28 protein-coding genes are annotated in these 25,539 nt (G+C 67.5%); 5 read left to right on the top strand and 23 right to left on the bottom strand.

The genetic code is table 11. The features are described from left to right. The first annotated feature begins 7 nt into the window (after positions 1-7). Both AC1RL8_RS14585 and AC1RL8_RS14590 read left to right on the top strand, forming a co-directional pair. Positions 8-535, top strand: a complete 528-nt coding sequence (locus tag AC1RL8_RS14585; RefSeq protein ID WP_062475511.1) for a YgjP-like metallopeptidase domain-containing protein — start codon at positions 8-10, stop codon at positions 533-535. Between the two features lie 19 nt (positions 536-554). Continuing rightward, a complete protein-coding gene (locus AC1RL8_RS14590) occupies positions 555-2,453 on the top strand; it encodes a glycosyltransferase family A protein (RefSeq protein WP_492684622.1) in 1,899 nt (632 codons plus the stop codon). Here AC1RL8_RS14590 and nagZ read toward each other — a convergent pair. The 23 genes from nagZ to AC1RL8_RS14705 form a co-directional block, all read right to left on the bottom strand. Next, positions 2,423-3,520, bottom strand: a complete 1,098-nt coding sequence (gene nagZ / locus AC1RL8_RS14595; protein ID WP_492684623.1) for a beta-N-acetylhexosaminidase — start codon at positions 3,518-3,520, stop codon at positions 2,423-2,425. The two genes, AC1RL8_RS14590 and nagZ, sit on opposite strands and share 31 nt — an antisense overlap. 44 nt (positions 3,521-3,564) lie before the next feature. Then, the gene (gene acpS / locus AC1RL8_RS14600) at positions 3,565-3,957 is read right to left on the bottom strand and encodes a holo-ACP synthase (protein WP_056572075.1); all 393 of its coding nucleotides are present in this window, start codon (positions 3,955-3,957) and stop codon (positions 3,565-3,567) included. Next, positions 3,954-4,736: a pyridoxine 5'-phosphate synthase gene (locus tag AC1RL8_RS14605; protein WP_492684624.1), complete on the bottom strand. Its 783-nt coding sequence runs from the start codon at positions 4,734-4,736 to the stop codon at positions 3,954-3,956. The genes acpS and AC1RL8_RS14605 overlap by 4 nt, the downstream gene beginning before the upstream one ends. Before the next feature lie 26 nt (positions 4,737-4,762). Next, complete coding sequence (locus AC1RL8_RS14610; protein WP_492684625.1) at positions 4,763-5,638, bottom strand: DUF7164 domain-containing protein; 876 nt, start codon at positions 5,636-5,638, stop codon at positions 4,763-4,765. A gap of 44 nt (positions 5,639-5,682) precedes the next feature. Then, positions 5,683-6,456 (bottom strand): DNA repair protein RecO, encoded by a 774-nt coding sequence (gene recO / locus AC1RL8_RS14615; protein ID WP_062475523.1) that lies wholly within the window; start codon positions 6,454-6,456, stop codon positions 5,683-5,685. A gap of 1 nt (position 6,457) precedes the next feature. After that, the gene (gene era / locus AC1RL8_RS14620; protein WP_492684626.1) at positions 6,458-7,423 is read right to left on the bottom strand and encodes a GTPase Era; all 966 of its coding nucleotides are present in this window, start codon (positions 7,421-7,423) and stop codon (positions 6,458-6,460) included. Between the two features lie 7 nt (positions 7,424-7,430). Beyond that, complete coding sequence (gene rnc / locus AC1RL8_RS14625; RefSeq protein WP_056572447.1) at positions 7,431-8,117, bottom strand: ribonuclease III; 687 nt, start codon at positions 8,115-8,117, stop codon at positions 7,431-7,433. 20 nt (positions 8,118-8,137) lie between these two features. After that, on the bottom strand, positions 8,138-8,509 hold the full coding sequence (locus AC1RL8_RS14630; RefSeq protein WP_062475531.1) for a DUF4845 domain-containing protein: 372 nt from the start codon (positions 8,507-8,509) through the stop codon (positions 8,138-8,140). 41 nt (positions 8,510-8,550) lie between these two features. Beyond that, on the bottom strand, positions 8,551-9,516 hold the full coding sequence (gene lepB, locus AC1RL8_RS14635) for a signal peptidase I (RefSeq protein WP_062475534.1): 966 nt from the start codon (positions 9,514-9,516) through the stop codon (positions 8,551-8,553). 11 nt (positions 9,517-9,527) lie between these two features. Next, entirely contained in the window at positions 9,528-11,339 is a 1,812-nt protein-coding gene (gene lepA, locus AC1RL8_RS14640; protein WP_070062248.1) for a translation elongation factor 4, read from the bottom strand. Between the two features lie 521 nt (positions 11,340-11,860). Then, entirely contained in the window at positions 11,861-13,339 is a 1,479-nt protein-coding gene (locus AC1RL8_RS14645; protein WP_070062247.1) for a DegQ family serine endoprotease, read from the bottom strand. A 108-nt stretch (positions 13,340-13,447) separates the two neighbouring features. Then, positions 13,448-14,515 carry a MucB/RseB C-terminal domain-containing protein gene (locus AC1RL8_RS14650; RefSeq protein WP_492684627.1) on the bottom strand — a complete coding sequence of 356 codons (1,068 nt, stop codon included), beginning with the start codon at positions 14,513-14,515 and terminating at the stop codon, positions 13,448-13,450. 38 nt (positions 14,516-14,553) lie between these two features. Then, a complete protein-coding gene (locus AC1RL8_RS14655; protein ID WP_492684628.1) occupies positions 14,554-15,228 on the bottom strand; it encodes a sigma-E factor negative regulatory protein in 675 nt (224 codons plus the stop codon). A 17-nt stretch (positions 15,229-15,245) separates the two neighbouring features. Further along, complete coding sequence (gene rpoE / locus AC1RL8_RS14660) at positions 15,246-15,920, bottom strand: RNA polymerase sigma factor RpoE (protein ID WP_235926394.1); 675 nt, start codon at positions 15,918-15,920, stop codon at positions 15,246-15,248. A gap of 9 nt (positions 15,921-15,929) precedes the next feature. Then, complete coding sequence (locus AC1RL8_RS14665; protein WP_492684629.1) at positions 15,930-16,412, bottom strand: hypothetical protein; 483 nt, start codon at positions 16,410-16,412, stop codon at positions 15,930-15,932. A gap of 13 nt (positions 16,413-16,425) precedes the next feature. Further along, the gene (fabF, locus tag AC1RL8_RS14670; RefSeq protein WP_153282466.1) at positions 16,426-17,670 is read right to left on the bottom strand and encodes a beta-ketoacyl-ACP synthase II; all 1,245 of its coding nucleotides are present in this window, start codon (positions 17,668-17,670) and stop codon (positions 16,426-16,428) included. Between the two features lie 96 nt (positions 17,671-17,766). Beyond that, the gene (gene acpP, locus AC1RL8_RS14675) at positions 17,767-18,006 is read right to left on the bottom strand and encodes an acyl carrier protein (RefSeq protein ID WP_007830471.1); all 240 of its coding nucleotides are present in this window, start codon (positions 18,004-18,006) and stop codon (positions 17,767-17,769) included. A gap of 100 nt (positions 18,007-18,106) precedes the next feature. Next, positions 18,107-18,850 (bottom strand): 3-oxoacyl-ACP reductase FabG, encoded by a 744-nt coding sequence (gene fabG, locus AC1RL8_RS14680; RefSeq protein ID WP_062475549.1) that lies wholly within the window; start codon positions 18,848-18,850, stop codon positions 18,107-18,109. A 32-nt stretch (positions 18,851-18,882) separates the two neighbouring features. Beyond that, positions 18,883-19,836, bottom strand: a complete 954-nt coding sequence (fabD, locus tag AC1RL8_RS14685; RefSeq protein WP_492684630.1) for an ACP S-malonyltransferase — start codon at positions 19,834-19,836, stop codon at positions 18,883-18,885. A 51-nt stretch (positions 19,837-19,887) separates the two neighbouring features. Continuing rightward, on the bottom strand, positions 19,888-20,865 hold the full coding sequence (locus AC1RL8_RS14690; protein ID WP_070062242.1) for a beta-ketoacyl-ACP synthase III: 978 nt from the start codon (positions 20,863-20,865) through the stop codon (positions 19,888-19,890). Further along, complete coding sequence (gene plsX, locus AC1RL8_RS14695; RefSeq protein ID WP_492684631.1) at positions 20,865-21,962, bottom strand: phosphate acyltransferase PlsX; 1,098 nt, start codon at positions 21,960-21,962, stop codon at positions 20,865-20,867. The genes AC1RL8_RS14690 and plsX overlap by 1 nt, the downstream gene beginning before the upstream one ends. A 61-nt stretch (positions 21,963-22,023) precedes the next feature. Beyond that, positions 22,024-22,206, bottom strand: a complete 183-nt coding sequence (gene rpmF, locus AC1RL8_RS14700; RefSeq protein ID WP_057592299.1) for a 50S ribosomal protein L32 — start codon at positions 22,204-22,206, stop codon at positions 22,024-22,026. Positions 22,207-22,379: 173 nt separating this feature from the next. Further along, positions 22,380-22,937, bottom strand: coding sequence for a YceD family protein (locus AC1RL8_RS14705; protein ID WP_492684632.1), 558 nt, complete (start codon positions 22,935-22,937; stop codon positions 22,380-22,382). An 86-nt stretch (positions 22,938-23,023) separates the two neighbouring features. Here AC1RL8_RS14705 and AC1RL8_RS14710 point away from each other — a divergent pair, with 86 nt between their 5' ends. From AC1RL8_RS14710 to AC1RL8_RS14720, 3 genes are read left to right on the top strand one after another with little or no spacing between them, the layout of a single operon-like run. Beyond that, positions 23,024-23,605 carry a Maf family protein gene (locus AC1RL8_RS14710; RefSeq protein ID WP_492684633.1) on the top strand — a complete coding sequence of 194 codons (582 nt, stop codon included), beginning with the start codon at positions 23,024-23,026 and terminating at the stop codon, positions 23,603-23,605. Then, entirely contained in the window at positions 23,602-24,369 is a 768-nt protein-coding gene (locus AC1RL8_RS14715) for an SAM-dependent methyltransferase (RefSeq protein ID WP_369646081.1), read from the top strand. Before AC1RL8_RS14710 ends, AC1RL8_RS14715 begins: the two co-directional genes overlap by 4 nt. A 2-nt stretch (positions 24,370-24,371) precedes the next feature. Then, positions 24,372-25,538 (top strand): MFS transporter, encoded by a 1,167-nt coding sequence (locus AC1RL8_RS14720; protein WP_492684634.1) that lies wholly within the window; start codon positions 24,372-24,374, stop codon positions 25,536-25,538. Position 25,539: the final 1 nt, after the last annotated feature.

A 25,539-nucleotide genomic window follows, 5' to 3' on the forward strand; every position in this document is an offset into this window, starting at 1 on the left:
ACCACCGATGAAGTACCTGTCCGCGTACCCGCCCGCGCTGCTGGCGCAGGTGAGCGAGCTGATGGCGGCCGACAAGCTCGGCGCCCTGCTGCGCGGACGCTACGCCGGCCTGCACGACATCCGCACCGACCGCGCGCTGTACGACTACGCCTGCGAACTCAAGGGCGAGTACATGCGCAAGGCCGAGCCGCTGGCCAAGGCGGTGTTCGACAACAAGCTGCACGTGGTGCGCCATGCGCTGGGCACCCACACCACCATCGCGCGCGTGCAGGGCAGCAAGCTCAAGACCAAGCGCGAGATCCGCGTGGCCAGCCTGTTCAAGACCGTGCCGCTCGAATGGCTGCGCATGATCGTCGTGCACGAGCTGGCCCACACGCGCGAGAAGAACCACGACAAGCCCTTCTACGCGCTGTGCACGCACATGGAGCCCGAGTACCACCGCTTCGAGTTCGAATTGCGCCTGTACCTGACGCACCTGGAGGCGGGCGGTGCGCCGCTGTGGCCCGCGGCGGTGGGCGCGCCGGCCGCGGACTGACCCGGTACAGTCGTCGCCCATGACCCTGCCACGGCTGCACTTCACGTCACTGTCCGAAGACGCGGTCTGCGGCGACATCGTGCGGACCTACCGCTTGGCGGCCGAGCGGCTGGGCTACCCGACGAGCTACACGCCGGCGAACATCGACCCCGGCGCGATCAACATCCTGTTCTTCTTCTGGAACTTCCCCTGGAAGAGCCTCGAGCCGTTCCACCCGAATTGCATCGTCGTCAACTTCGAGCCGATGGTCGAAGGCACGCATGCCTGGAACGACCGTTACCTCGACCTGCTCCCGCGCTGCTACCTGTGGGAGTACAGCAAGACCAACTTCCATCGCCACCGCGAGCTCGGCTACCAGAACGCCGACTACGTGCCGCTCGGCTGGGAGCCCGACGCGGCCCGCATCCTGCCGTTGTCGGAAGTCCTGCCCGAGGAAGAGCGCGACATCGACGTCTGTTTCTTCGGTTCGTTCACGCAGCGCCGGATCGACGTGCTGGAGGCGTTGATGGCGCGCGGCCTGCGCGTCGAGATGACGCGCGGCGGATTCTGGACCCAGGCCGAGCGCGAAGACCGCATGCGCCGCGCCAAGGTCATGCTGAACCTGCACAACTGGGAAGCGTCCCGCGTGGTCGAAACGCCGCGGCTGTCGATCCTGCTGCGCCATCGCAAGGCCGTGGTCTGCGAGCTCTACCCCGACAGCGAGATCGACCCCGCCTTTCGCGATGCGGTGGTGGGCGTGCCCTACGACCAGCTGGTCGACACCGTGGTCGCGCTGGTCGCCGATGCGCCGCGCCGCGCGCAGCTCGAACGCGACGGGCTCGACACGCTCGAGCGGGCCTTCGCGCCGCCGGACATCGGCCCCGCGCTCGAACGCTACTTCGCCTGGCGCGCCCAGCAGCCCGACCGCGTGCCGCCCGTGGCGATGCCGCGCGTGACGGTCTGCCTCACCATCAGCGTGGTGCCCGACGGCAGCCGCGACGACTGGCTGCAGGACCTGCGCGACTGGACGACACAAGCCGACGTGGCGCTGGAACTGGTCGTGGTGGCGGCAGGCCTGCCCGCAGCAGCTGAAAGCGAGGCGCGCGCCATCGCCCCCGACCTGCGCTGGATCGCGCTCCCCGTGCCCTGCGACCGCGCCACCTTGCGCAACCTCGCGCTCACACAAGCCACTGGCGAGCACGTCGTCTTCGCCGATGCGGGCGACCGCGCCTTGCCCGGCCGCCTGCAGCGGCAGGCCGCACTGCTCGCCGCCTGCCCGGACCTGGACATCGTCGGCTGCTGGAGCGAAACGGCGGCCGGGCCGCTGAAGTACGCCCAGCGGCACGACGAGATCGTGGCCGAAGCGCTGGGCCCCGAGCCGCTGCGGCTGTCGGCCTGCCTGGTGCGCCGCCGCTTCCTGGAACGCACCGGCGTGCGCCACGACCCCGAGTTCGCGGTGCACGACGGCCTGCAGATGCTGTGCCGCTGCATCGTGGCCGGCGCACGCTTCGCGGTCATTCCCGAGCTGCTGCACCGCGCGGCACCGGTCGCGCCGCCGGCCGACCTCGCGCAGGCCGCCTCGCTCGCCATGCGCGCGCGGCGCGCGGTGCTGCGTCACCTGCTGCCGCGCAGCCGTGTGGAAGACATCGACCTCATCGCCCAGCTCTACGCGCACCTGTGGCCGCCGCAGCGCGACTTCGCCGAACAGCTGCTGCGCACCGTGGCGCACGCCTGCGCCGCGCCCGCCGGCATGCCGCGAATCGACGCTGAAATGCTGACGCGCGCGCTGCGCACCGAAACCCTGCGGCTGCTGCAGGTGTTCTTCCAGGCCGGCCTGGCCGACAAGCCCTGGCTGGAGTCGCTGTTCGAGACGCCCGAGGTGGCCGCGTTGCTCGGCCCCGCGGCGAATCAGCTGCCGGTGCGGCCCTTCCGCGACTGAGCGCCGGCCAGCAGGCGTTGCGCCTGCAAGTAGCGCGTCGAGGCCGTGAGCGCCTGCCAGTCGAACGCTTCGTCGCCCGGCAGCAGCGACCGGCGCCGCGCCTCGCTGGCCGCATCGCCCTGCCAGCGCCCGTCGGCCGCTGCGGCGGTGAAGCCGTCGAGCATTTCGTCGAGCGGCCGGCCTTCGCCGATGCTCTGGTTGCACAGCAGCGCGAGGTCGCAACCCGCTGCAAGGGCCGCCAGCACGGCGTCGGTGTAGCTCAGCAATTGGCCGTCGATGTAGCGACCGGCCTCCATGCTCAGGTCGTCGCTGAACACCGCGCCGTCGAACGCGAAGCGCTGGCGCAGGATGTCCTTCAGCCATTTCTCGGAGAAACCCGCCGGCCGCTTGTCGACCTTCGGGTAGATCACGTGGGCCGGCATCACGGCCGCGAGCGTGCCGCCCAGCCAGTCGTAGGGCCGCGCGTCGTCGGCCAGGATGGCCTTCAGGCTGCGCCGGTCGACCGGGATCTCGACGTGCGAGTCGGCCTGCACGAAGCCGTGCCCCGGAAAGTGCTTGCCGCAGTTGCGCATGCCCATCTGCAGCATGCCGTGCATCACGCTCTTGGCGAGCAGCGCGACCACGCGCGGGTCGCGGTGGAAGCTGCGGTCACCGATCACGCTGCTGCCGCCGTAGTCCAGGTCGAGCACCGGCGCGAAGCTGAAGTCGACGCCGCAGGCGCGCAACTCGCCGGCCAGCACCTGCCCGGCCGCAGTAGCGACCTGCGTGGCGCGCAGGGCATCGTGCATCCACAGCTCGCCCAGGCTGCGCATCGAGGGCAGCCGCGTGAAGCCGTCGGTGCGAAAGCGCTGCACGCGCCCGCCTTCGTGGTCGACGCAGATCAGCAGGTCGGGCCGGATCGCCTTGATCTCGGCGTTCAGCGCGGTCATCTGCGCGCGGTCCTGCCAGTTGCGGGTGAAGTGGATCACGCCGCCCACATGCGGGTTCGCGAGGCGCCGGCGGTCGGCGGCGGTGAGTTCGGTGCCGGCCACATCGATGAGGAGCGGCGCGTGGTTCAGTTCGGTCATGTCGGTCGATCGGTCGGCAAGGCGCAACGGCGCCGGAGATTCGTTCAGGCCTTTTCCACCACCACGAAGCTGGCGGCGTACTCGGTTTCGTCGGTGACGGTCACGTGCGCCGTCAGGCCCTGCGCCTCGAACCAGTCTTTCAGCTCGCCGTGCAGCACGATCACCGGCTTGCCGCTGCGCAGGTTGGCGATCTCGCACAGGCGCCAGCTCATCGGCATGCGCATGCCCAGGCCGATGGCCTTGCTGAAGGCTTCCTTGGCGGAAAAACGCGTGGCGAGGTAGCTCAGGCCGCGCTTGGGCCAACGTGCAGCACGGGCCTGCCAGATGGCGAACTCGGCGTCGCTCAGGACCCGGCGGGCGAAGCGCTCGCCCTGGCGCTCGAAGGTGGCCGCGATGCGGCGCACGTCGCAGATGTCGGTCCCGATGCCGTAGATCATGCGGCGTCGGCGATGCAGCGCAGGTAGTCGCGCGTGGTCGCGGCGTACCCGAGTTCGAGCGCATCGGCGACGAAGGCATGGCCGATCGACACCTCGTGCACGCCGCGCACGGCACGCAGGAACGGCGTGAGGTTGTCGCGGCTCAGGTCGTGGCCGGCGTTGACGCCCAGGCCCGCCGCGTGGGCGGCCTGCGCCGCGGCCACGTAGCGCGCGAGCACTGCGGCTTCCTGCGGCGTGCCGCGCGAGGCGGCGTAGCCCTCGGTGTAGAGCTCGACGCGGTCGGCGCCCACGGCCTTGACGGCGGCCATCATCTCGGGGATCGGGTCCATGAACAGGCTCACGCGCACGCCCAGTGCCTTGGCTTCGGCGATCAACGGGCGCAGGCGCTCGGCGTCTTCCGGGAAGCTCCAGCCGTGGTCGCTGGTCGACTGGGTCTCGCTGTCGGGCACGAAGGTGGCCTGGTGCGGCTTGAGCTCGCGCACGAAGTCCATCAGGTTGTGGAAGGGGTTGCCTTCGATGTTGAACTCGATGGCCGGCCAGTCGCGCGCCAGCAATTCCGACAGGTCGCTCACGTCGTGCGCGCGGATGTGGCGCGCGTCGGGGCGCGGGTGCACGGTGATGCCCTGCGCGCCCGCCGCCAGGCAGGCCTGGGCGGCGCCCACCACGCTCGGGATGCCGAGGTGGCGCGTGTTGCGCACCAGGGCCACCTTGTTGAGGTTGACCGACAGGGCCGTGGTGGTGCGAGGGAGGGAGGAGGAGGTGCCGGAGGTATCGCTCATGGACGCAATCGCTTTCTTCTCTTCGTTCATGCGCCGCCCGCACCGACCCGGAGGTCGTCGGTGGGGGTGACGGCAAGCCAGTGACAGTAGCCGCCGAGCGTCGTCCTGTCGATGTCGCCGGGCGCCATGTGGTCGTAGGCGCCGGCACGGAAATGATGCTTGGACCAGTACTGGTCGGTGTGCCAGCCGTGGATGTGCAGCACGTCGCCGCCCAGCCTGCGGTCGGTGTACGGCAGGTGGTCGAGCAGGCCCAGCGAGCAGCGCTGGGGGTAGGTGCGCCGCAGCGCCAGCTCGCCGGCGTACATGGTGAGCACGTTCTTGCACCAGCTGGGCCACTCGCCCTGGAAATCGCGGAACTCCTCGTCGAGCAGCTTGTGGCAGTAGTCCAGCTGGGCCTGCACGAAGTTGCCCACGAACTCGGTCGGCCCCAGCACCGAGGCGCCGACGTTGTGCAGCCCCGAATGCGGAAAGCCCCAGCGCGCGCTGCATTCGGAGAGCTTGCGGCGCACCTCTTCCTGGTACGCATAGGCGCCGAAGCCGAAGCACAGGCCGGTCGGCTCGAAGCTGGCCAGCGCCGGCGTGACGAAGGTGTCGCAGTCGGTCTTGAGGATCGCGTCGTAGTTGCGGCACACGGCGAGCACCGCCGGGTCGCACAGGTTCGCGATCGAATTGATGTAGCCGTAGCCCGCCCATTCGGCGTGCTGGTCGGCGTAGGGCAGGCCCGGAATCACGACGATCCGGTCGTCGGCGGGCAGCTGCGCGATGACGTTCGGGTGGCACACCGCGATCAGCTCGCCGCCGCGCGCGAAGACGCCGGAGACGATCATGCTCCGGTACAGCCAGTGGAACTCGTCGACGATTTCTTTCTTGTCGTCGACGTAGACGAGGACACCCAGACGCATGGCTTCGGTTCTCAGGTTGGCGTTTCGATCGATCGTGCGCCGGGCTAGAGCGCTTGCAGGTCTCTCATCATCTGCCGCGTGCGCAGCGTGGTCACGCCGCAATGGTAGTTGAGCAAGGCCCGCAGCTGGTTGCGCAGGGCACTGTTGCTGCCGGCGTTCATGGTCGCGACCTCGCGCAGGGTGGCGGTGAACGGGGTGCGGTCGTCGAGCACGCTCTGCAGCACCTGCCAGTCGGCACCGGCCAGCGCGGCCTCGTCCTTGGCCGCCTGGCGCAGGCCGGCTTCGGGCACGAGGGTGTAGCGCGTGCGGGCCGCCAGCGGCTCCAGGGTGAGCGTCTGCACGTCGAGCGAGGGCAGCAGGCCGACCGAGCGCAACAGCAGCAGCTCGAAGGCGCGCAGCGCGGCGGCCTGCGTCGCGGCCTGGGCGCCCGCATGGTCGCCGGCCAGCACCTGCACCACGCCGGCGTAGGCGTCGAACAGCGCCTCGTGCGCGTCGTCGCGCGCCAGCAGGCGCAGCAGGAGTTCGTTGACGTAGTAGCCCGAGAGCAACGCCTCGCCGGTCGGCATGACGTGGCCGCCCATCCATTCGGCGCCTTTCAGCGTGCGGATCTCGGCGTCGCCGCCGTAGTTCAGCTGCAGCGGCTGCAGCGGCAGCAGCACGGGACGGAAATTGGAACTCGGCCGCTTCGCCCCCTTGGCCACGAGCGCGATGCGCCCGTGGTGGCGGGTGAAGACTTCGAGGATCAGGCTCGACTCGCTCCAGTCGTAGCGATGGAGCACGTAAGCCGGTTCATGCGAAACGCGATGAGCGGCGGCCACTTCATTCGTAGCCGAACGAACGGACGCGGGCTTCGTCGTCGGCCCAGCCGGAGCGCACCTTCACCCACAGCTCGAGGAACACCTTGGCGTCGGCCAGCTTCTCGAGCTCGACGCGGGTTTCCATGCCGATGCGTTTGATGCGCTCGCCCTTGTCGCCGATCACCATGGCCTTGTGGCCGTCGCGCTCGACCACGATGGTGGCGGCGATGCGCAGCAGGCGCTTCTGGCCCTTCTTCTGGGGCGGCTCTTCCTCGAACTTGTCGATGATGACGGTCGAGGTGTAGGGCAGCTCGTCGCCCGTGAGGCGGAAGAGCTTTTCACGCACCAGCTCGCCGGCGAGGAATTTCTCGCTGCGGTCGGTGAGCTCGTCCTCGTCGTAGAACCAGGCCTGCTCGGGCAGGTATTTTTCGCAGATGCCGAACAGGCGCTCGACGTCCTTCGAGTTCTTGGCCGACATCGGCACGAACTCGGCGAAGCTGTGCTTGGCCTGCATCGTCTGCAGCCAGGGCGCGATGTCGCCGCGGCGGTGCACGTTGTCCAGCTTGTTGGCCAGCAGCACCGTGGGGATGCCCTTGCCCAGCAGCTTGAGCACGCGCTCGTCGGCCGGCGTGAAGCTGCCGGCCTCGACCACGAACAGGATCAGGTCGACGTCGCCCACCGCGCCCTGCACGGTCTTGTTGAGCGACTTGTTCAGCGCGTTGGCATGCAGGGTCTGGAAACCCGGCGTGTCGACGAACACGAACTGCGTGGCGCCCAGCGTGCGCATGCCGGTGATGCGATGGCGCGTGGTCTGCGCCTTGCGCGAGGTGATGCTGATCTTCTGACCGACCAGCGCATTGAGCAGCGTCGACTTGCCCACATTGGGCTTGCCGACGATGGCGATCAGGCCGCAGTGCTGCGGCCCGGTGGCAGGCGTGTCGCCTGCGGTGTCTTCGGGTCCCGCTGCGGGATTGGTTACATCGTTCATTCTGATTTCACGCGGCGCCGCGTGCCTTGAGCCGGATCAACATGGCGGCCGCGGCAGCTTGCTCGCCGGCGCGGCGCGAGCCGCCGATGCCGCGCTCGCGAAGGCCCAGCTCGGGCACCTCGCACTCGACATCGAAGGTCTGCTTGTGCGCTGCACCCAGCGTCGCTGCCACGCGGTACACCGGCAGCTTCATTTTGTGGCCCTGCAGCCATTCCTGCAATTCGGTCTTCGGGTCTTTCGCGGCGGCTTCCATGCGCGGATTGATCTCGACCGCCTCGTAGAGCCGGTGCACCAGCGCCTGCGCGGCGGCAAAGCCGGCGTCCAGGTAGACCGCGCCGATCAGCGCTTCGAGCGCGTCGGCCAGGATGGAAGGCCGGTTCGGGCCGCCCGAGCGGGCTTCGCCTTCGCCCAGGCGCAGCAGCGGCGACAGCGCCAGCCCCAGCGCGAGCCGGTGCAGCGTGTCCTGCTTGACCAGGTTGGCCCGCACGCGCGACAGGTCGCCCTCGGGCAGTTCCGAGAGACGGATGTACAGCAGGTGCGAGACGGCCAGGTTCAGCACCGAGTCGCCGAGAAACTCGAGGCGCTCGTTGTGGTCGGCCGAGAAACTGCGGTGCGTGAGCGCGAGCTGCAGCAGCCGCGGGTCCGAGAACGTGTACTGAAGGCGCGCCTGCAGCGCGACGAGGCTGCCGTCCACCTTCTTGTTCGACACCGCGGTCAGCGGGACGCGCCCTTGTATTTGAGCGTCAGGTAGGCCGGCCCGAACAAGGGGATCTCGCGCTCGTACGCATACGACACGACGACCTTGTCGCCCACCTTCTTGATCTCGAGGTCCCGGCCGCTGACGGACTTGAAGTCGTCGATGGCCTGGGCACGGTCGAAGATCGCGCGGATCTCGGGCACCGTGGCGCCTTCCTTGGCCTTGTTGGCGGCCTTGTCGATGGCCTGCCATTCGATCAGCGTCGGAATGACCTGCGCGACGACAACGCCCACGCAGCCCAGCACCGCCGCGACGAACACCAGGCCGATGAACGAGATGCCGCGCTGGTGCGCGGCACTGCCACGGACGGACCGACTGTTGGTTCTCATGCCCTCTTACCCCTCGAACAGTAACGTTGACTGTTGATTAATTATTGAAACGGACCGATGCGACCTAGATCGCCGAAGTTCATCCAGACGAAGAAGGCCCTGCCCACGATGTTCTTGTCCGGTACGAATCCCCAGAAACGGGAATCGGCCGAATTATCGCGGTTGTCGCCCATCATGAAGTAGTTGCCTTCGGGCACCTTGCACACCACGCCCTCGACCGAGTAGCGGCAGTTCTCGCGGAACGGGAAGTCGCTGGCACCCGGCACGAAGGCGGGGGCGTTCTCATCGTTGAGGATCTTGTGCTGCTTGCCGCCGAGGTCTTCGTCGAACTGCTTCAGGATGCGCATCGACTCGCCATCGAGGTAGTCGGCGATCGGGGCCTTGCCCACCGGCTGGCCGTTGATCGTGAGCTTCTTGTTCAGGTAGGCCACCTCGTCGCCCGGGATGCCGACCACGCGCTTGATGTAGTCCATGCTGGGCTTGGGCGGGTAGCGGAACACCACCACGTCGCCGCGCGCCAGCGGCGTGCCGTCGGTGAGCTTGGTGTTGACGACCGGCAGGCGCAGGCCATAGGTGAACTTGTTGACCAGGATCAGGTCGCCGGTCAGCAGCGTGGGCATCATCGAGCCCGAGGGAATCTTGAAGGGCTCGTACAGGAACGAGCGCAGCAGGAACACCACCAGGATCACCGGGAACAGGCCCGCCGTCCAGTCGAGCCACCAGGGCTGCATCAGCAGGCGTTCGCTGGCCTTGGCGTCGGTGGTGTCGACCTGGGTGATGCCCTGCCCCGCCAGCCGCGTGTTGCGTTCAGCGATGGAGCTCTCGAGCGTGGCGGCGGCGCGTTCGCGCTGTGGCAGGAAGTAGAAGCGCTCGGCCAGCCAGTAGACCCCGGTGACCACCGTGGCCACGAACAGCAGCAGCGCGAAGTTGCCTTCGAGCGCGCCGAAATACCAGGCGCCGACGTAGCTGGCGAACGCCGCGAGAACCAGGGTGGTGAGGTATGCCATGTTCGTGGTGATCAGTCTTCGACTTGCAGAATCGCGAGGAAGGCCTCTTGCGGGACTTCGACGGAGCCGATCTGCTTCATTCTTTTCTTGCCCGCCTTCTGCTTCTCGAGCAGCTTCTTCTTGCGGGAGATGTCGCCGCCGTAGCACTTGGCGAGCACGTTCTTGCGAAGTGCCTTGATTGTCTCACGCGCAATGATCGTGACCCCGATGGCCGCTTGGATCGCCACGTCGTACATCTGGCGCGAAATGATCTCGCGCATCTTCGACACCACCGCGCGGCCGCGGTACTGCGACTGGCTGCGGTGCACGATGATCGACAGCGCATCGACCTTGTCGCCGTTGAGCAGGATGTCGACCTTCACCACATCGGAGGCCCGGTACTCCTTGAACTCGTAGTCCATGGAGGCGTAGCCGCGGCTCACCGACTTCAGCTTGTCGAAGAAGTCGAGCACGATTTCGCCCAGCGGCATCTCGTAGGTCAGCATGACCTGGCGGCCGTGGTAGGCCATGTTCAGCTGCACGCCGCGCTTCTGGTTGGCCAGCGTCATGACGGAGCCGACGTATTCCTGCGGCATGTACAGGTGCACGGTGACGATGGGCTCGCGGATTTCCGCCATCTTGCCAACGTCGGGCATCTTGGACGGGTTCTCGACCATGATCACTTCGCCGTCGTTGCGCACCACCTGGTAGACCACGCTCGGCGCGGTCGTGATCAGGTCCTGGTCGAACTCGCGCTCCAGGCGCTCCTGCACGATCTCCATGTGCAGCAGGCCCAGGAAGCCGCAGCGGAAGCCGAAGCCCAGCGCCTGGCTCACTTCGGGTTCGTAGCGCAGCGACGAATCGTTGAGCTTGAGCTTCTCGAGCGCGTCGCGCAGCGAGTCGTACTCGCTGGCTTCGGTCGGGTACAGGCCCGCGAACACCTGCGGCTGGATTTCCTTGAAGCCGGGCAGCGCCTCGGTGGCCGTGGCGGCCGCGCCACCAGTGCCGGGCCGGATCAGCGTGACCGTGTCGCCGACCTTGGCCGCCTGCAGCTCCTTGATGCCCGCGATGATGTAGCCCACCTCGCCGGCTTCGAGCGACGCGCGCGCTTCGTTGGCGGGCGTGAAGACGCCGATGCTGTCGGCGTTGTACATCGCACCCGACGCCATCATCTTGATGCGCTCGCCCTTCACAAGGCGACCGTCGACCACGCGCACCAGCATCACGACGCCGACGTACGGGTCGAACCAGCTGTCGATGATCATCGCGCGCAGCGGGCCGTCGGGATTGCCGCGCGGTGCGGGCATGCGCGCGACGATGGTCTCGAGGATGTCGTCGATGCCAACACCGGTTTTTGCGGAGCACGGAATCGCGTCGGTCGCGTCGATGCCGATCACGTCTTCGATCTCAGTGCGCGCGTTGTCGAGGTCTGCATTCGGCAGATCGATCTTGTTGAGCACCGGGATCACTTCGACACCGAGGTCGAGCGCGGTGTAGCAGTTGGCCACCGTCTGCGCTTCGACGCCTTGCGATGCGTCGACAACGAGCAATGCGCCTTCACATGCCGACAGCGAGCGGCTCACTTCGTACGAGAAGTCGACGTGGCCCGGCGTGTCGATCAGATTGAGGTTGTAGACCTGTCCATCGCGTGCCTTGTAGTGCAGCGCGGCGGTCTGCGCCTTGATGGTTATCCCACGCTCTTTTTCGATGTCCATCGAGTCGAGCACCTGCGCTTCCATCTCGCGTTCCGCGAGGCCGCCGCAACGTTGGATCAAACGGTCTGCGAGCGTCGACTTGCCATGATCGATGTGCGCAATGATCGAAAAATTTCTGATGTGATTCATCAACGGGAACGCTTAAGTACTTGAATTGGCTCGGGCGCCGAGGGGCGGGGCCAAGAAAAAAGGGCGCGTCTTCTGGAGACGCGCCCTGAACCAACAAGCAATGGCAACTGCAGTAGTTGGAACTTCATTGTAGGCAAAAAGGGAAGCACGTACATCCGGGAACAGGGTCCAAAGGGCTCGTTGCAGGTCCACAACATCAAAGATACTCACAACTTATCAACAGGATCGGTGGAGCAGTAGCTGAACAACTTGTGGGCGATCTGTGGAGCACCGGTGGACGGCTGTGTGACATCTCGCATCGTGAAGGCCATCGCCCTCTTTATGCGCTGACTGGCCGCCAGGAGCTGTCTATTCTACCGAAATTCGTCCTTAGCCCTTTTATAAGTTAGTGATCGCAAACAAATCTTGGCGTTTTCGAGGCCCAGGATTTTTTAGAGGCCGGCGCCGAAGCGTCGTAAACACCTCGAAAAAATGGCCCCAAACCCGACTGCCGGGTGGGGCCACTTGACGCCGCCGCCGTATCAGCGTGCGGGTCGGATCAGGGCGTACTGCGCCCAGTCGCCCCGGCGGTAGAGCACGCTGAGCGACTTGGCCTTGTCCGCCTTGGCGACCGCTGCCTCGAATTCGCGGGCATTCGCCACCTCGAGATTGCCCACCGCCAGGATGACGTCACCCTCACGCAGGCCGGCCCGTGCCGCGGCGTCGTTGGCGGCATCGACCTTCACGCCGCCCTTCAGCTTGAGCTCTTTCTTCTGTGCATCGCTGAGGTCGCTGACCGCGAGGCCGAGCGACTTGAGGGCCGCGGAAGCAGACGGCTTCGCAGCCGGCTCATCGCGGTCGGTTGCGCGCTTGGCGGGCTTGTCGGGCTCGATCTCGGCGATGGTCACGCTGAGGTCGCGCGAGCTGCCACGGCGGAACACGGTCAACGTGCTCTTGGTACCCGGCTTGGTGTTGCCCACGAGGCGCGGCAGGTCGCTCGGCTTCTCGATCGCCTTGCCGTCGAACTTGGTGATGACGTCGCCCGGCTCCACGCCGGCCTTCTCGCCCGGCGAACCGGCTTCGACGCCGCGCACCAGTGCGCCCTGCGCCTTGCCCAGGCCGATGGCCTCGGCCACGTCCTTCGTGACCTGGTCGATCTGCACGCCGATGCGGCCACGCGACACGCGCCCCGAGGTGCGCAGCTGCTCGCTGACGCGGATGGCCTCGTCGATCGGGATCGAGAACGAGATGCCCATGAAGCCGCCCGAGCGCGAATAGATCTGGCTGTTGATGCCCACCACTTCGCCGCGCATGTTGATCAGCGGGCCGCCCGAGTTGCCGGGGTTGATGGCCACGTCGGTCTGGATGAACGGCAAGTACTCGCCTGTGTCGCGCTGCTTGGCGCTCACGATGCCGGCGGTGACGGTGTTCTCCAGGCCGAAGGGCGAGCCGATCGCCATCACCCACTCGCCCACGCGCAGCTTGGAGATGTCGCCCACCTTCACCGCGGGCAGGCCCGTGGCTTCGATCTTCACCACGGCCACGTCGGTGCGCTTGTCGGCGCCAATGATCTTGGCCTTGAACTCGCGCTTGTCGGGCAGCGTGACCAGCACCTCGGAGGCGTCTTCCACCACGTGTGCGTTGGTCATGACGTAGCCGTCGCCCGTCAGGATGAAGCCCGAGCCCACGCCGCGCGGACGCTCTTCTTCCTGCTGCGGACGGTTCGGGCGCGGCCCCTGGCGCGGCGTGCCCGGCAGCGGCTGGCCGAAGAAGCGACGGAAGAACTCCTGCATCTCCTCGTCCATCTCGCCGTTGCCGCCGCCGCGCTGCGCGACCTTCTCGACGGTGCGGATGTTGACCACGGACGGACCGACCTGGTCGACCAGGTCGGTGAAGTCGGGCAGCGTGCGCGTCTGCGCATGCACCGACTCGACCGGCAGGAAAGTGGCGCCGGCCGTCATTGCCAGCGCAAAGGCCAGCAGACCGGAACGAAGCTTGTGTCCCTCGACTTTGAACATCATCGGTTGTCTTTCAAAAAGAACAGAGCTGCAAATAACGACAGAGGCTATGAGTACCCGGCGCCGGCTTGGTTCAGCCCGAACGCCTGCACGGCGTCAGCCCATCGCCCGTCAGCGCGTGCGCGCGAGGCTCTGGGCAAAGGCATTGAGCGTCTGCTGCGGCACCTCGCCGACCGCGGTCAGCCACCAGTCGCTGGCCGGTGCGGGCAGTCGCCGGCGGATCGCGTTGGTGGCGCCGATGGTCAGCACGCCGTCGCCCGGCGTGCGCGTGGGATCGTAGCGTTCGATGAAGAGCGAGACCGTTGCCAGGCCGTCGGAGAAGGTCCACTGGACGGTGGTCGCCTCGGACTTGGGCGGCTTGCCGTCGCCGGCGGGCAGCGCGGGGCGTCGGAAGAAGCTTCGGGGCTTGAATCCGGCCACGGGTGTGCGCAGCATCCAGCCTTCGTCCTGCGCGGTGCTGCGCTCGAGTTCGAGCTTCTCGATGCGGTAGCCGTTCGTGTTGGCCATCATCTGCGCCAGCGCCTGCGCCTTCACGGGCGCATCGAGCTGCAGCTCGGAGAACGCCGACTGCTCGACGACGCGGGTGTCGCTGTCGACGGTCTGGAGCTTCACCACGAGACCGGAGCGGCGTTCGCTCCAGATGCGGTAGCCGAAGCGCAGGCCGTCGCGCGGCACCAGCTGCACCACGTCGGCATCGAAGCCCGCGACGCGGTCCTTGCCGATGGCGCGCACGTCGTAGTAGTCGCCCACCGACGAATCGGGCTTGTCGGGCAAGTTGGGGAAGAGGTCGAGGTTCTCGCGCTTCTCGACCTTCACGACCTTCGCCTCAGGCAGGAAGGTCATCACGTTGCGGTTGCGCCGGAAGGTCGAGCGCGGCGGGCCCGACAACGCTTCGATGCGCTCCAGCTGGTGATCGCCGTCGCGCACGTGCCAGATGCGCGCGCTCGACAGGTCCCCGCCCGGGGCCGACACCACGAAGGTGCCCACGTAGCTGCGCTGCCGTGCGCCCGCATGCATGCGCTGCAGCCACTCGGTCACGCCCATGGCCGGCGGTTCGTCGGTCTGCGCCGAGGGCACGCTCTTCGTGTTCGCCGCACCGTAGCGGGTCTGCGCGGTGGCCATCTGCCCCAGGCAAAGAACAGCAAACGCGAGCACCAGGGTGCGTGCGGAAATCGGCATGTGAACAACGGTCATTGCAGGCGGCGACGGTCGCGCAATCAGCGCGTGGGGCCCTCGAAGGTGGCGTTGCGCAGGAAACCGGACGGCATTTGCGATGCGCCACCGGCCTGCTGGTGGGCTTCGAGCAGTTGGTCAAGGCGCGGATCGCGCAGCATGACCTGCGGATTGCCGCTGCCGACCAGCACGCGGGTCGGTGTCAGGGCGCCGTTGCCCGGCAGTTCGCTGCCACCGGCCGCGGCCGCCAGCACCGAGTTCGCCACGGGCGGCTGCACCGCGGCCAGTTGGGCACCGCCGTTCGGCACCGCAGCGCCGTTGCCGACCAGCGTCCAGCTGATGGCCGCCACGGCCATCAACGACGCGGCGCCCGCCACCAGCTTCCAGCGAAACACCGGCCCGTTGGCCGCCTCGGCGCGTTGCCGCACGGGCATCGCGGCCGGCACGGCGGCCAGCGGCGCCACGGCCGCGGGCGGCGCGATCACGACCGGCTCTTGCGCCAGCCGCTGCTGGAAGCGCGCCAGGAAGGCCGAGGTGTCGCTGCAGCGCGAATGCGCCGACGAGCGCAGCACGTCGCCCACCACGTGGTACGCGTGCCAGGCGTCGCGCGAGTCGTCCCCGGCGCAGACGGATTCGATCGCACGCGCGAACGCCTCGCCCTGCAAATGGCCGTCCGCCAGCGCGGACACCTGTTCCCGAACCGTCATCGTCTGATTCATGTCATTCACCTGCTGATCTACCAACGCTTGCCGGACTGGTTGTCCAGCAGCGGCTTGACCCTGGCCGAAATGGCCTCACGCGCCCGGAAAATACGCGAGCGCACCGTGCCGATCGGGCAATCCATGACCTCGGCAATCTCTTCGTAACTCATCCCCTCGATCTCGCGCAGCGTGACCGCCTGGCGCAGCTCGGTCGGGAGCGCTTCCATGGCAGCCTCGACGGCACTGGCGATTTCGTTCGCCGCCATGACCGATTCGGGGGTTTCATCGCTGGTTGGTTCGTTTCCAGGACGGTAAGTTTCATCTTCGTCGTCCGAGGACGAACGCAGTGCGCTTTCGGAGACGGTCGGATCGCGCTTCATGTCCACCAGCGCCTTCTTGGCGGTGTTCACCGCGATCCGGTACAGCCAGGTGTAGAACTGCGCCTCGCCGCGGAACTGGTGCAGTGCGCGGTAGGCGCGGATGAAGGTCTCCTGGGCGATGTCCTCGATCAGGTCGACATCGCGCACCATGCGCCCGATCAGCCGTTCGATGCGGCGCTGGTACTTGATGACCAGCAACTCGAACGCCTTCTGGTCGCCCGCGACGGTGCGCTGGACCAGCTGGAAATCGACCTCACCCGGGCGCGGCGCCTGCGCCGCCTCATCGGGCAGCGCGGACTCCGGAGGCACGGGAGGCAAAGAAGTGGTCATCGAAACGGGTCAGGGCGCGTCGGCCGGAGCGGTCGCGCGCCAGGGGTCGCCGGTCGGCTCCGCGACCGGGGGCCGCGCATAGACCGCACGGCGCACGTCGCGCCAGCGTTCGGGCATGGCCCGCTGCTCGAGCCAGACCCAGCGCGCCGCGCGGCCGGGTTCGGCCAGGCGGACCAGCAACAGCGACTGGAAATCGAGCGCCACCACGGCGCGCGCGGCGAGCACGCCGCGCGTCGGATCGGCACCGGTCAGCGACCAATGCGATCCATCGAAATGCAGCGTCGCCGCCCCGTCGCGCCGCAGGCCGAAACCTGCCGCGACACCGGAAAAGACGACGCTGAAGAGCAGCAACAACTGGCGCCAGCCAGTGCTATCGAACAGATAGCAGGCCGCGCCGGCGCAGCAGACGCCCAGGGTCCAAAGGGCCAGAAGAATCCGGGTCGCGCCGCGGGTGCGCCCCACCGGATAGGTCACCGACGGTGCGCTGTGCATGGGAGAGCGACGCTCAAGCGCGCTTGAACACCAGCGTGCCGTTGGTGCCGCCGAAGCCGAAGTTGTTCTTGACCGCGACATCGATCTTCAGATCGCGCGCCTCGTTGGCGCAGTAGTCGAGATCGCACTCCGGATCCTGGTTGAAGATGTTGATCGTCGGCGGGCTCTTCTGGTGATGCAGCGCGAGCACCGTGAACACCGATTCGATGCCGCCCGCGCCGCCCAGCAAGTGGCCGGTCATGGACTTGGTCGAATTGACGACGAGCTTCTTCGCGTGATCGCCGAACGCCAGCTTGACCGCGTTGGTCTCGTTGAGGTCACCGATCAGCGTCGAGGTGCCGTGCGCGTTCAGGTACTGGACCTCGTCGGCGTTGACACCCGCATTGGCCAGCGCCATCGCCATCGAACGGCGCGGGCCGTCGACGTCGGGCGCGGTCATGTGGTACGCGTCGCCGGTCATGCCGAAGCCGGAGACCTCGGCATAGATCTTGGCGCCGCGCGCCTTGGCGTGTTCGTACTCCTCGAGCACCAGCACGCCGGAGCCCTCGCCCAGCACGAAGCCGTCGCGGTCCTTGTCCCACGGGCGCGAGGCCGTGGCGGGATCGTCGTTGCGGGTGCTCAGCGCGCGAGGCGCGGTGAAGCCGCCGATGCCGAGCGGAGAGATGGTCGATTCGGCGCCGCCCGCGATCATGACATCGGCGTCGCCGTACTCGATCATGCGTGCCGACGTGCCGATGGCATGCAGGCCGGTGGTGCAGGCGGTCACGACGGCGATGTTCGGGCCCTTGAAGCCGTACTTGATCGACACGTGGCCCGAGATCATGTTGATGATCGACGCCGGCACGAAGAACGGCGAAATGCGGCGCGGGCCGCGGCTCGCGTATTCACCGTGCGTCTGCTCGATCATCGGCAGACCGCCGATGCCGGAGCCGATGTTGCAGCCGATGCGCACGGCCTTTTCATAAGACAGCGCGTCGCCGGTCGGCAGCCCGCTGTCCTGCACCGCCTGGATGGCGGCGGCGAGTCCCAGATGAATGAAGCGGTCCATGTGACGCGCTTCTTTCTCCGAGATGTATTGGGTGATGTCGAAACCCTTGACCTCACCGGCGAACTTGCAGGCGAAGGCGCTTGCATCGAACGCGGTGATGTTCGCAATGCCCGACTTCCCGGCCAACAGGTTGGTCCAGGATTCGGTTGCGGTGTTTCCGACAGGAGCGATGCAACCGAGTCCGGTCACGACGACGCGGCGTTTGGTCATGCCGGCAAACCTTTCTGGAAGCGCTGAGCAGCTGCCGAGCGGCGCGGGCGGTTGAAAAAAGAGCCGCCGGCCGTCGTTGCAGTGTCAGCTGGCCGATCAGGCCTTTTGATTCTTGGTGGCGTAGTCGACGGCGTTCTGCACCGTCGTGATCTTCTCTGCGTCTTCGTCCGGGATCTCGATGCCGAACTCGTCTTCGAGTGCCATCACGAGTTCGACCGTGTCGAGCGAGTCAGCGCCGAGGTCGGCCACGAAAGCCTTTTCGTTCGTCACTTGGGACTCTTCCACGCCGAGTTGCTCGGCGATGATTTTCTTGACACGTGCTTCGATATCGCTCATTTGATTCCCTCTAAGGGTTGTAGGTAACTGGTGGATTTTAGCCGGGCGGCCCGTGGCATTTGCCCCGCGCTCCGGTACGGAAAAAGATTGCGCCTTTCGGCTACATGTGCATGCCGCCGTTGACGTGCAGTTCCTGCCCCGTCACGTACGAGGCCTGCGGCGATGCGAGGTAGGCCACCGCATGCGCGATGTCGGCCGGCTTGCCCAGGTGGCCCAGCGGGATCTGCGAGAGCAGCGCCTGTTGCTGGGCTTCCGGCAGGCTGGCCGTCATGTCGGTTTCGATGAAGCCCGGCGCGACACAGTTGACCGTGATGTTGCGGCTGCCGAGTTCGCGGGCCAGCGCACGGGTCATGCCCGACACGCCGGCCTTGGCGGCCGCGTAGTTGGCCTGGCCGGCATTGCCGGACGCGCCCACCACGCTCGTGATGCTGATGATGCGGCCATAGCGCTGCTTCATCATCGGGCGGATCACCGCGCGCGAGAGGCGGAACACGGCCTTGAGGTTGGTGTCGAGCACCGCATCCCAGTCGTCGTCCTTCATGCGCATGGCGAGCGTGTCGCGCGTGATGCCGGCGTTGTTGACCAGCACATGGATCGCGCCGTAAGCCTGCACGATCTCGTCGATCAGGGCTTCGACGGCAGCGCCGTCGTTCACGTCGAGCGCACGGCCGCGGCCGTCGAACGCGCTCAGCGCCTGGGTGATCTTGGCGGCGCCGTCGTCGGTGGTGCCGGTGCCCACGACCTTGAGGCCGCGCTGCGCCAGTTCGAGCGCAATGGCAGCGCCGATGCCGCGCGTTGCGCCGGTGACCAGGGCGACCTGGCCTTCAAATTTGGGAGTGCTCATAAAAGAGAAAAAGTATCGGGGCCTGGCGGCGTTCAGCCGGCGAGCGATTGTCGGACGTCCGCGAGCGTGGCCGGGTCGTACACCGACGCGGCTTCCAGTTCGGGGGCGATGCGCTTCACCATGCCGGCCAGCACCTTGCCGGGACCGCACTCGATGATGGCGGTTGCACCGCGCAGTTTCAAGGCCTGAACGCTTTCGACCCAACGCACCGGGCCGGCAGCCTGGCGCACCAGGGCGTCGCGGATGCGGTCGGCATCGGTCTCGACGGCCACGTCGATGTTGTTGAGCACCGGAATCTGCGGCGCAGCCAACGCCACGCTCGCGAGCTTCTCGCGCAGGGCTTCGGCCGCGGGCTTCATCAGGCTCGAATGGAACGGCGCCGACACCGGCAGCGGCAATGCGCGCTTGGCGCCATTGGCTTTCAACAGCTCGCAGGCCTTGTCAACCGCGGCCTTGCTGCCGGCGATCACGGTCTGCATCGGATCGTTGAAGTTCACGGCCTCGACCACCTCGACGCTGCCGGGGCCGAACGTGGCGGTGGCTTCGGCGCAGCCGGCGACCACCTTGTCGGACGCCATGCCGAGGATCGCCGCCATCGCGCCGACACCGACCGGCACGGCCTGCTGCATGGCCTGTGCACGGAAACGCACCAGCGGCGCGGCCTGCGCGAGCGTGAGCACGCCCGAAGCCACCAGCGCCGAATACTCGCCCAGCGAATGGCCGGCGACCACGGACGGCGTGGCGCCGCCTTCGGCCAGCCAGGCACGCCAGGCGGCCACGCCAGCCACCAGCATCACGGGCTGCGTGTTGGTGGTGAGCGCCAGCTCTTCCTTGGGACCGCTCTTGATCAGCGCGCCGATGTCTTCGCTCAGCGCCTCGGAGGCTTCGCGCAAGGTCTCGACCACGGCCGGGTGATCGCCCCAGGCGTCGAGCATGCCGACCGCCTGCGAGCCCTGACCCGGAAAGACAAAAGCAAAGGATTTCATTGTTGTTTCTTCGTCATCGCGCCGACGCCCGCTTCGGGGCGCCGCGACGCACTACAGATTCAATAGCACTGCGCCCCAGGTGAAGCCACCGCCCACGCCTTCCAGCATGAGGGTCTCACCCTTCTTCACCTTGCCCGAGCGCACGGCTTCGTCGAGCGCCAGCGGGATCGAGGCGGCCGAGGTGTTGCCGTGCTCGTGCACCGTGACGACCAGCTTCTCGCGCGGCAGCTTCAGCTTCTTGGCCGTGCCTTCCATGATGCGGATGTTGGCCTGGTGCGGAATCAGCCAGTCGATGTCGGCCTCGGTCTTGCCGGCCTTGGCCAGCGTGGCGCGCGCGGCATCTTCGAGCACGCGGACCGCCAGCTTGAAGACGGCCTGGCCGTCCATGTGCAGCAGCGGCGTGCCGAGCACGTTGCCGCCCGACACATGGCCCGGCACGCACAGGATGCCGACGTGCTTGCCGTCGGCATGCAGGTCGCTGGCCAGGATGCCGGGCTCGTCGGAGGCCTCGAGCACCACCGCGCCCGCGCCGTCGCCGAACAGCACGCAGGTGGTGCGGTCGTTGAAGTCGAGGATGCGGGAGAACACTTCGGCGCCGATCACCAGCGCGCAGCGCGCGGTGCCCGTGCGGATCATCGCGTCGGCCACCGTCAGTGCGTAGACGAAACCGCTGCAGACCGCCTGGACGTCGAAGGCCGGGCAGCCGGCAATGCCGAGCTTGTGCTGAAGGATCGCGGCCGACGACGGGAACACCATGTCCGGCGTCGAGGTCGCAACGATGATCAGGTCGACGTCGCTCGCCTTGCGGCCGGCGGCTTCCAGCGCATGCTTCGCGGCTTCGAGGCCGAGATCGCTGCTGCTGACATCGGGCGCCGCGAAGTGGCGCGCGTGAATGCCGGTGCGCTCGACGATCCACTGATCGGAAGTTTCGATGCCGCGTGTCGCCAGATCCTTGGCAAGGTCGTCATTGGTGACGCGGCGGGGGGGCAGGTAGCTGCCGGTGCCGGTAATGCGCGAAAAAGGGGTCATCAAGCGTGAAGGGCTGTCGCGTCGGCCGGCGCCGCCGACTCCTGCCGCGCGAGCAAAGGCGCGGCGTGGGCGATGCGGGCCCGCACGCGATCGAGCAGGTTGTTGCGAGCGGCATCATAAGCGCGATCCAACGCATGGCCGAAAGCCACTTCGTCGGCCGAGCCATGGCTCTTGAACACCAGCCCGCGCAGGCCCAGCAAGGCCGCGCCGTTGTAGCGACGGTGATCCAAACGACCTTTGAACGCTTTTAGAACCGGGTAAGCAACAATAGCCACCAGTTTCGTGAGAATGTTTCGCGAAAACTCGACACGAATGAACTCGCCGATCATCGACGCGACGCCTTCGCTGGCCTTCAGCGCCACGTTGCCGACAAATCCGTCGCACACGACGATGTCGGTCGTGCCCTTGAAAATGTCGTTCCCTTCGACGTTGCCGTAGAAGTTCAGATCTTTGGAGTTGGCAGCTGCACGCAGCAGTTGGCTGGCCTTCTTGATGGTTTCGCTGCCCTTGATGGCTTCTTCGCCAATATTGAGCAAGCCGACCGAAGGCGATTCGTTGCCGGTCAATGCCGAAACGAGCGCCGAGCCCAGCACGGCGAACTGGAGCAGGTCTTCGGCGTCGCAATCGACGTTCGCACCGAGATCGAGCACGGTGGTCGCCCCGCCCTTCACATTGGGCAGCTGCGGCGCGATGGCCGGACGGTCGATGCCGTCAAGCGTCTTGAGGAGATAGCGTGCGATCGCCATCAATGCGCCCGTGTTGCCGGCAGATATGGCCGCTTGCGCCGCGCCATCCTTGACCTGCTGGATCGCGACGCGCATCGAAGAGTCCTTCTTCTTGCGCAAGGCGATTTCGATGGGATCGTCCATGCCGACGACTTCGCTGGCCGGCACGATGCGGGCGCGCGGATGGTCGGCAAACCCCGCCAATGCGGCCGGCGCACCGACGAGCAGCAACGAGGCTTCGCTGTGCCGCTCGAGAAACGCGCGGCAGGCCGCGAGCGTGACACGCGGCCCATGATCACCCCCCATGCAATCCACGGCGAGCGTGATTGCGGCGGGCGCAGCAGTGAGTTCGGGAGAAAAAGGCGCAGCCATCAAAACAAAGGCCCGACGCTACAGCAAAAGTAGCTTCGGGCCTTGGCCTTGGGATTCGAGATCAGGCTTCGGACTTGTTCTTGAGCACCTGACGGCCGCGGTAGAAACCGTTCGGGCTGATGTGGTGGCGCAGGTGCGTTTCGCCGGTGGTGGGCTCGACAGCGATGCCGGGCACGCCCAGGGCGTTGTGGGAACGGTGCATGCCGCGCTTGGAAGGCGACTTCTTGTTTTGCTGGACGGCCATGATGGCTCCTGGACGGTTAGGTGGGTGACTGGATGCGGGCTCAAGCGGTGGCAATGAGGCGAAAGCTCCGGCGGCATGCATGGAATGCCACCTTCTGCCTTTGCCTTGTATGCATTGCTGCTCACGGCGGCGCGCGCGAAGCCCATGATTATAGCCCAGCCAGAGAGAAAGGGCTACTTGCCCTCTTCGGGCTTGCGCGGACGCAACGCACCGAGCACGGCAAAGGGGTTCGGCTTGGCCTCCTCGGCCGCCTGGAAATCGTCGTCGCTGGAGGACAAGCGCACCGGCGTCGGGCACACGTCGTGGACCGGCATGACGGGGATTTCCATCAGCAGCTCGTCCTCGATCAGCCCGCGCAGGTCGAAATCGCGGCTGACGACCAGCAAGTCTTCATCGGACTCCTCGTCTTCCGCCTCGGCCGTGGCCTCGTCGGCCACGAAGCGGAACCAGCGGTCCACGAACAGCTCGGTGTCGACGGGCGACAGGCAGCGCTGGCAGACCAGGGGCACGGTGGCTTCGACATCCAGGTGCAGCCAGGGCGTCGCCTTGCCGTCAGCGCCGGGGCGCTCTTCGCCGGTCGCTTCCCAGCGGACCACGGCATCGGTGGCCGGCGTCGCCAGTTCGGCGACCAGGCGTGCGAAACCCGGGACCGGATCGGCGCCTTCCAGCGTGGCGGCCGCCGCGGTGAACGCGGGCACATTGAGCCTTTCGGGGGCAAATTCTCTCTTCATCCGCCCCAGTCTAGCGCGCCGGCCGGCCTCCCAGGCGAGCAACCCGCCGAGCCGGTCGGGTCCGGTCGCTCACGCACAATCGCTGCATGCAACGCACCGTGATCCTCGCCTCGACCTCGCGCTACCGGCGCGAACTGCTCACCCGCCTCCATCTGCCCTTCGAGGTGCACGCCCCCGACGTCGACGAAACCCCGCTCGACGGCGAAACGCCCCACGCGCTGGCCGAGCGCCTGGCGCTGGAAAAGGCCAATGCCGTGGCCGCGCGCTTTCCCGACGCGGTGGTGATCGGCTCCGACCAGGTCGCCGACCTGGCGGGCGAAGCGCTCGGCAAGCCCGGCGACCACGCACGGGCCACCGCCCAGTTGCGCCGCATGCGCGGCCAGACGCTGATCTTCCAGACCGCAGTCGCCGTCGTGTGCCATGCGACGGGCTTCGTCCAGCGCGACATCGCCCCCGTGCGCGTGGTGTTCCGCGACCTTTCCGACGCCGCCATCGAGCGCTATCTATTAGCCGAGCAGCCCTACGACTGCGCCGGCAGCGCCAAGAGCGAGGGCTTCGGCATCGCCCTGCTCGACGCCATCGACAGCGACGACCCCACCGCGCTGGTCGGCCTGCCCCTGATCCGCACCTGCCGGATGCTGCGCGCCGCGGGGGTCGACCTGCTGTGACCACCCCAGGCAAGCTCTACCTCGTCCCCGCGCCGCTCGATTTCGGCTGCGACCTCCAGGCCCCGCTGCAGGACGCCCTGCCGCTGGGCACGCTGCAGGCCGCCGCCGGCATCACGCACTGGATCTGCGAGAACGCCAAGTCGGCCCGCGCCTACCTGAAGCGCATCGACGCCGTCGTGCCGTTGGCCGCGCCGCTGCAGGCGCAGAACATCCAGGAACTGCCGCGCGAGGTGCACAAGAAAGGCGACCACGCCGGCCAGTTCGACGCCCGCCCGCTGCTGGCCGCCGCACTCGAAGGCCACGACGTCGGCCTGCTGAGCGAAGCCGGCATGCCCGCCGTGGCCGACCCCGGCTCGTCGGTGGCGCGCGCCGCGCACGACCTGGGCATCACCGTCGTGCCGCTCACCGGGCCGGTGTCTTTGCTGCTGGCCCTCGCAGCAAGCGGTCTGAACGGACAGAACTTCGCCTTCGTCGGCTACCTGCCGCAGGACGGCGGCGAGCGCCAGGCGCGCATCCGCGAGCTCGAGGCGCTCGCACTCAAGACCGGCCAGACGCAGCTCTTCATCGAAACGCCGTACCGCAATGCCGCCCTGCTGCAGGCGCTTGTGCAGACGCTGCAGCACAACACCCGGCTCGCCGTCGCGCGCGGCCTGACGCTGGCGACCGCGCAGGTGCGCAGCGAGACGGTGAAAGCCTGGCGCGCCGCCAAGCCGCAGGCCACGACCGACGAGCGCCTGCCCGCCGTGTTCGCGATCGGGCGCTGACGGTGGGGCCGGGCGTCACGGCCAGTACGCGCTGGGCGTCGCGCGCCCAGTTCTTCGCGTCGGGCTTCATCTTCGCGACCTGGGGCGTGCACGTGCCGACGGTCAAGGCGCACTACGCCATCGACGAGGCGCAGCTCGGGCTCGCCATGCTCGCGGCGGGCGCTGGAGCAATGGTTGGGCTGACGAGCGCCGGTCGCTGGATCGGCCGCCACGGCCCGCGCCGCATGGCCGCGCTGTGCGGCTGCGTCTACGCACTGCTGATCGCCGGCCTGATCGCGATGCCCGGCTATGCCGCGCTGCTGGGCCTGCTGGCGGTGTTCGGCCTGGTCACCAGCGTGTTCGACGTGGCGATCAACACCGAGGCCGCACAGCTCGAGTTGCGCGGCAATCAGCCGTTGATGAGCGGCATGCACGGCATGTTCAGCCTCGGCGGCATGGTCGGCGCCGCGAGCGGCAGCGCGGCGCTGGCCGCCGGCATGGCGCCGCAGACTCACCTGTGGACGGTGGCCGTGGTGATGATCGGCGTGGTCGCGATTGCAGCAACGCGTATGCTGCCCACGCCGGCCGCACCCGCCGACGGCGCGGCTGCAACGGACCACGGCTTTCGCCTGCCGCGCGGCGTGCTCGCGGTGCTCGGCGTGCTGGCCGCGCTGGGACTGATCGCCGAGGGCGCCATCTACGACTGGAGCGTGCTCTACATGCAGCAGGAACTGGGCAGCCCGCAGCAGCAGGCCGCGCTGGCCTATGCGAGCTTTTCCGCCGCGATGGCAGCTGCGCGTTTCGGCGGCGACGCGATGCGCGCCCGTTTCTCACCCACGGCCTTGCTGCGCGGCAGCGGCCTGCTGGCGGCGGGGGCGATGACGCTGGTATTGCTGACCGACCTGCCCTGGCTCGCGCTGTTGGGCTTCGCCGGTGTCGGGGTCGGCTTCGCGAACGTGGTGCCGATCCTGTTCGGCGCCTCGGCCCGCGTACCGGGCGTGGCGCCTGCCAACGGCATCGCCGCCGTATCGGCCATTGCTTATTTGGGGTTCATGGCAGGGCCTGCGGTGATCGGCCTGCTGGCGCGGGTCAGTTCGCTGACCGCCGCGCTCTATGTGGTGGTGGCCTTTGCCGCCGCGCTGGCAGCCTCGGCCCGGTTCACCGGCAGCGACGACAGCATCGCCGCCTGAC

It is taken from the genome of Variovorax sp. GW822-FHT04E09 (genome assembly GCF_058800845.1).

What these genes read in the sequence shown, in the direction of transcription:
- AC1RL8_RS14585 (WP_062475511.1), top strand. Translation starts at nt 8, where the DNA reads ATGAAGTACCTGTCCGCGTACCCGCCCGCGCTGCTGGCGCAGGTGAGC.
- AC1RL8_RS14645 (WP_070062247.1), bottom strand. Translation starts at nt 13,339, where the DNA reads ATGATGTTCAAAGTCGAGGGACACAAGCTTCGTTCCGGTCTGCTGGCC.
- rpmF (WP_057592299.1), bottom strand. Translation starts at nt 22,206, where the DNA reads ATGGCCGTCCAGCAAAACAAGAAGTCGCCTTCCAAGCGCGGCATGCAC.
- AC1RL8_RS14590 (WP_492684622.1), top strand. Translation starts at nt 555, where the DNA reads ATGACCCTGCCACGGCTGCACTTCACGTCACTGTCCGAAGACGCGGTC.
- plsX (WP_492684631.1), bottom strand. Translation starts at nt 21,962, where the DNA reads ATGGCTGCGCCTTTTTCTCCCGAACTCACTGCTGCGCCCGCCGCAATC.
- fabD (WP_492684630.1), bottom strand. Translation starts at nt 19,836, where the DNA reads ATGAAATCCTTTGCTTTTGTCTTTCCGGGTCAGGGCTCGCAGGCGGTC.
- acpS (WP_056572075.1), bottom strand. Translation starts at nt 3,957, where the DNA reads ATGATCTACGGCATCGGGACCGACATCTGCGACGTGCGCCGCATCGCG.
- rpoE (WP_235926394.1), bottom strand. Translation starts at nt 15,920, where the DNA reads ATGACCACTTCTTTGCCTCCCGTGCCTCCGGAGTCCGCGCTGCCCGAT.
- AC1RL8_RS14690 (WP_070062242.1), bottom strand. Translation starts at nt 20,865, where the DNA reads ATGACCCCTTTTTCGCGCATTACCGGCACCGGCAGCTACCTGCCCCCC.
- nagZ (WP_492684623.1), bottom strand. Translation starts at nt 3,520, where the DNA reads ATGACCGAACTGAACCACGCGCCGCTCCTCATCGATGTGGCCGGCACC.
- AC1RL8_RS14650 (WP_492684627.1), bottom strand. Translation starts at nt 14,515, where the DNA reads ATGCCGATTTCCGCACGCACCCTGGTGCTCGCGTTTGCTGTTCTTTGC.
- AC1RL8_RS14605 (WP_492684624.1), bottom strand. Translation starts at nt 4,736, where the DNA reads ATGAGCGATACCTCCGGCACCTCCTCCTCCCTCCCTCGCACCACCACG.
- fabF (WP_153282466.1), bottom strand. Translation starts at nt 17,670, where the DNA reads ATGACCAAACGCCGCGTCGTCGTGACCGGACTCGGTTGCATCGCTCCT.
- AC1RL8_RS14710 (WP_492684633.1), top strand. Translation starts at nt 23,024, where the DNA reads ATGCAACGCACCGTGATCCTCGCCTCGACCTCGCGCTACCGGCGCGAA.
- AC1RL8_RS14705 (WP_492684632.1), bottom strand. Translation starts at nt 22,937, where the DNA reads ATGAAGAGAGAATTTGCCCCCGAAAGGCTCAATGTGCCCGCGTTCACC.
- lepA (WP_070062248.1), bottom strand. Translation starts at nt 11,339, where the DNA reads ATGAATCACATCAGAAATTTTTCGATCATTGCGCACATCGATCATGGC.
- AC1RL8_RS14655 (WP_492684628.1), bottom strand. Translation starts at nt 15,228, where the DNA reads ATGAATCAGACGATGACGGTTCGGGAACAGGTGTCCGCGCTGGCGGAC.
- AC1RL8_RS14665 (WP_492684629.1), bottom strand. Translation starts at nt 16,412, where the DNA reads ATGCACAGCGCACCGTCGGTGACCTATCCGGTGGGGCGCACCCGCGGC.
- lepB (WP_062475534.1), bottom strand. Translation starts at nt 9,516, where the DNA reads ATGGCATACCTCACCACCCTGGTTCTCGCGGCGTTCGCCAGCTACGTC.
- AC1RL8_RS14630 (WP_062475531.1), bottom strand. Translation starts at nt 8,509, where the DNA reads ATGAGAACCAACAGTCGGTCCGTCCGTGGCAGTGCCGCGCACCAGCGC.
- fabG (WP_062475549.1), bottom strand. Translation starts at nt 18,850, where the DNA reads ATGAGCACTCCCAAATTTGAAGGCCAGGTCGCCCTGGTCACCGGCGCA.
- era (WP_492684626.1), bottom strand. Translation starts at nt 7,423, where the DNA reads ATGAACGATGTAACCAATCCCGCAGCGGGACCCGAAGACACCGCAGGC.
- acpP (WP_007830471.1), bottom strand. Translation starts at nt 18,006, where the DNA reads ATGAGCGATATCGAAGCACGTGTCAAGAAAATCATCGCCGAGCAACTC.
- AC1RL8_RS14610 (WP_492684625.1), bottom strand. Translation starts at nt 5,638, where the DNA reads ATGCGTCTGGGTGTCCTCGTCTACGTCGACGACAAGAAAGAAATCGTC.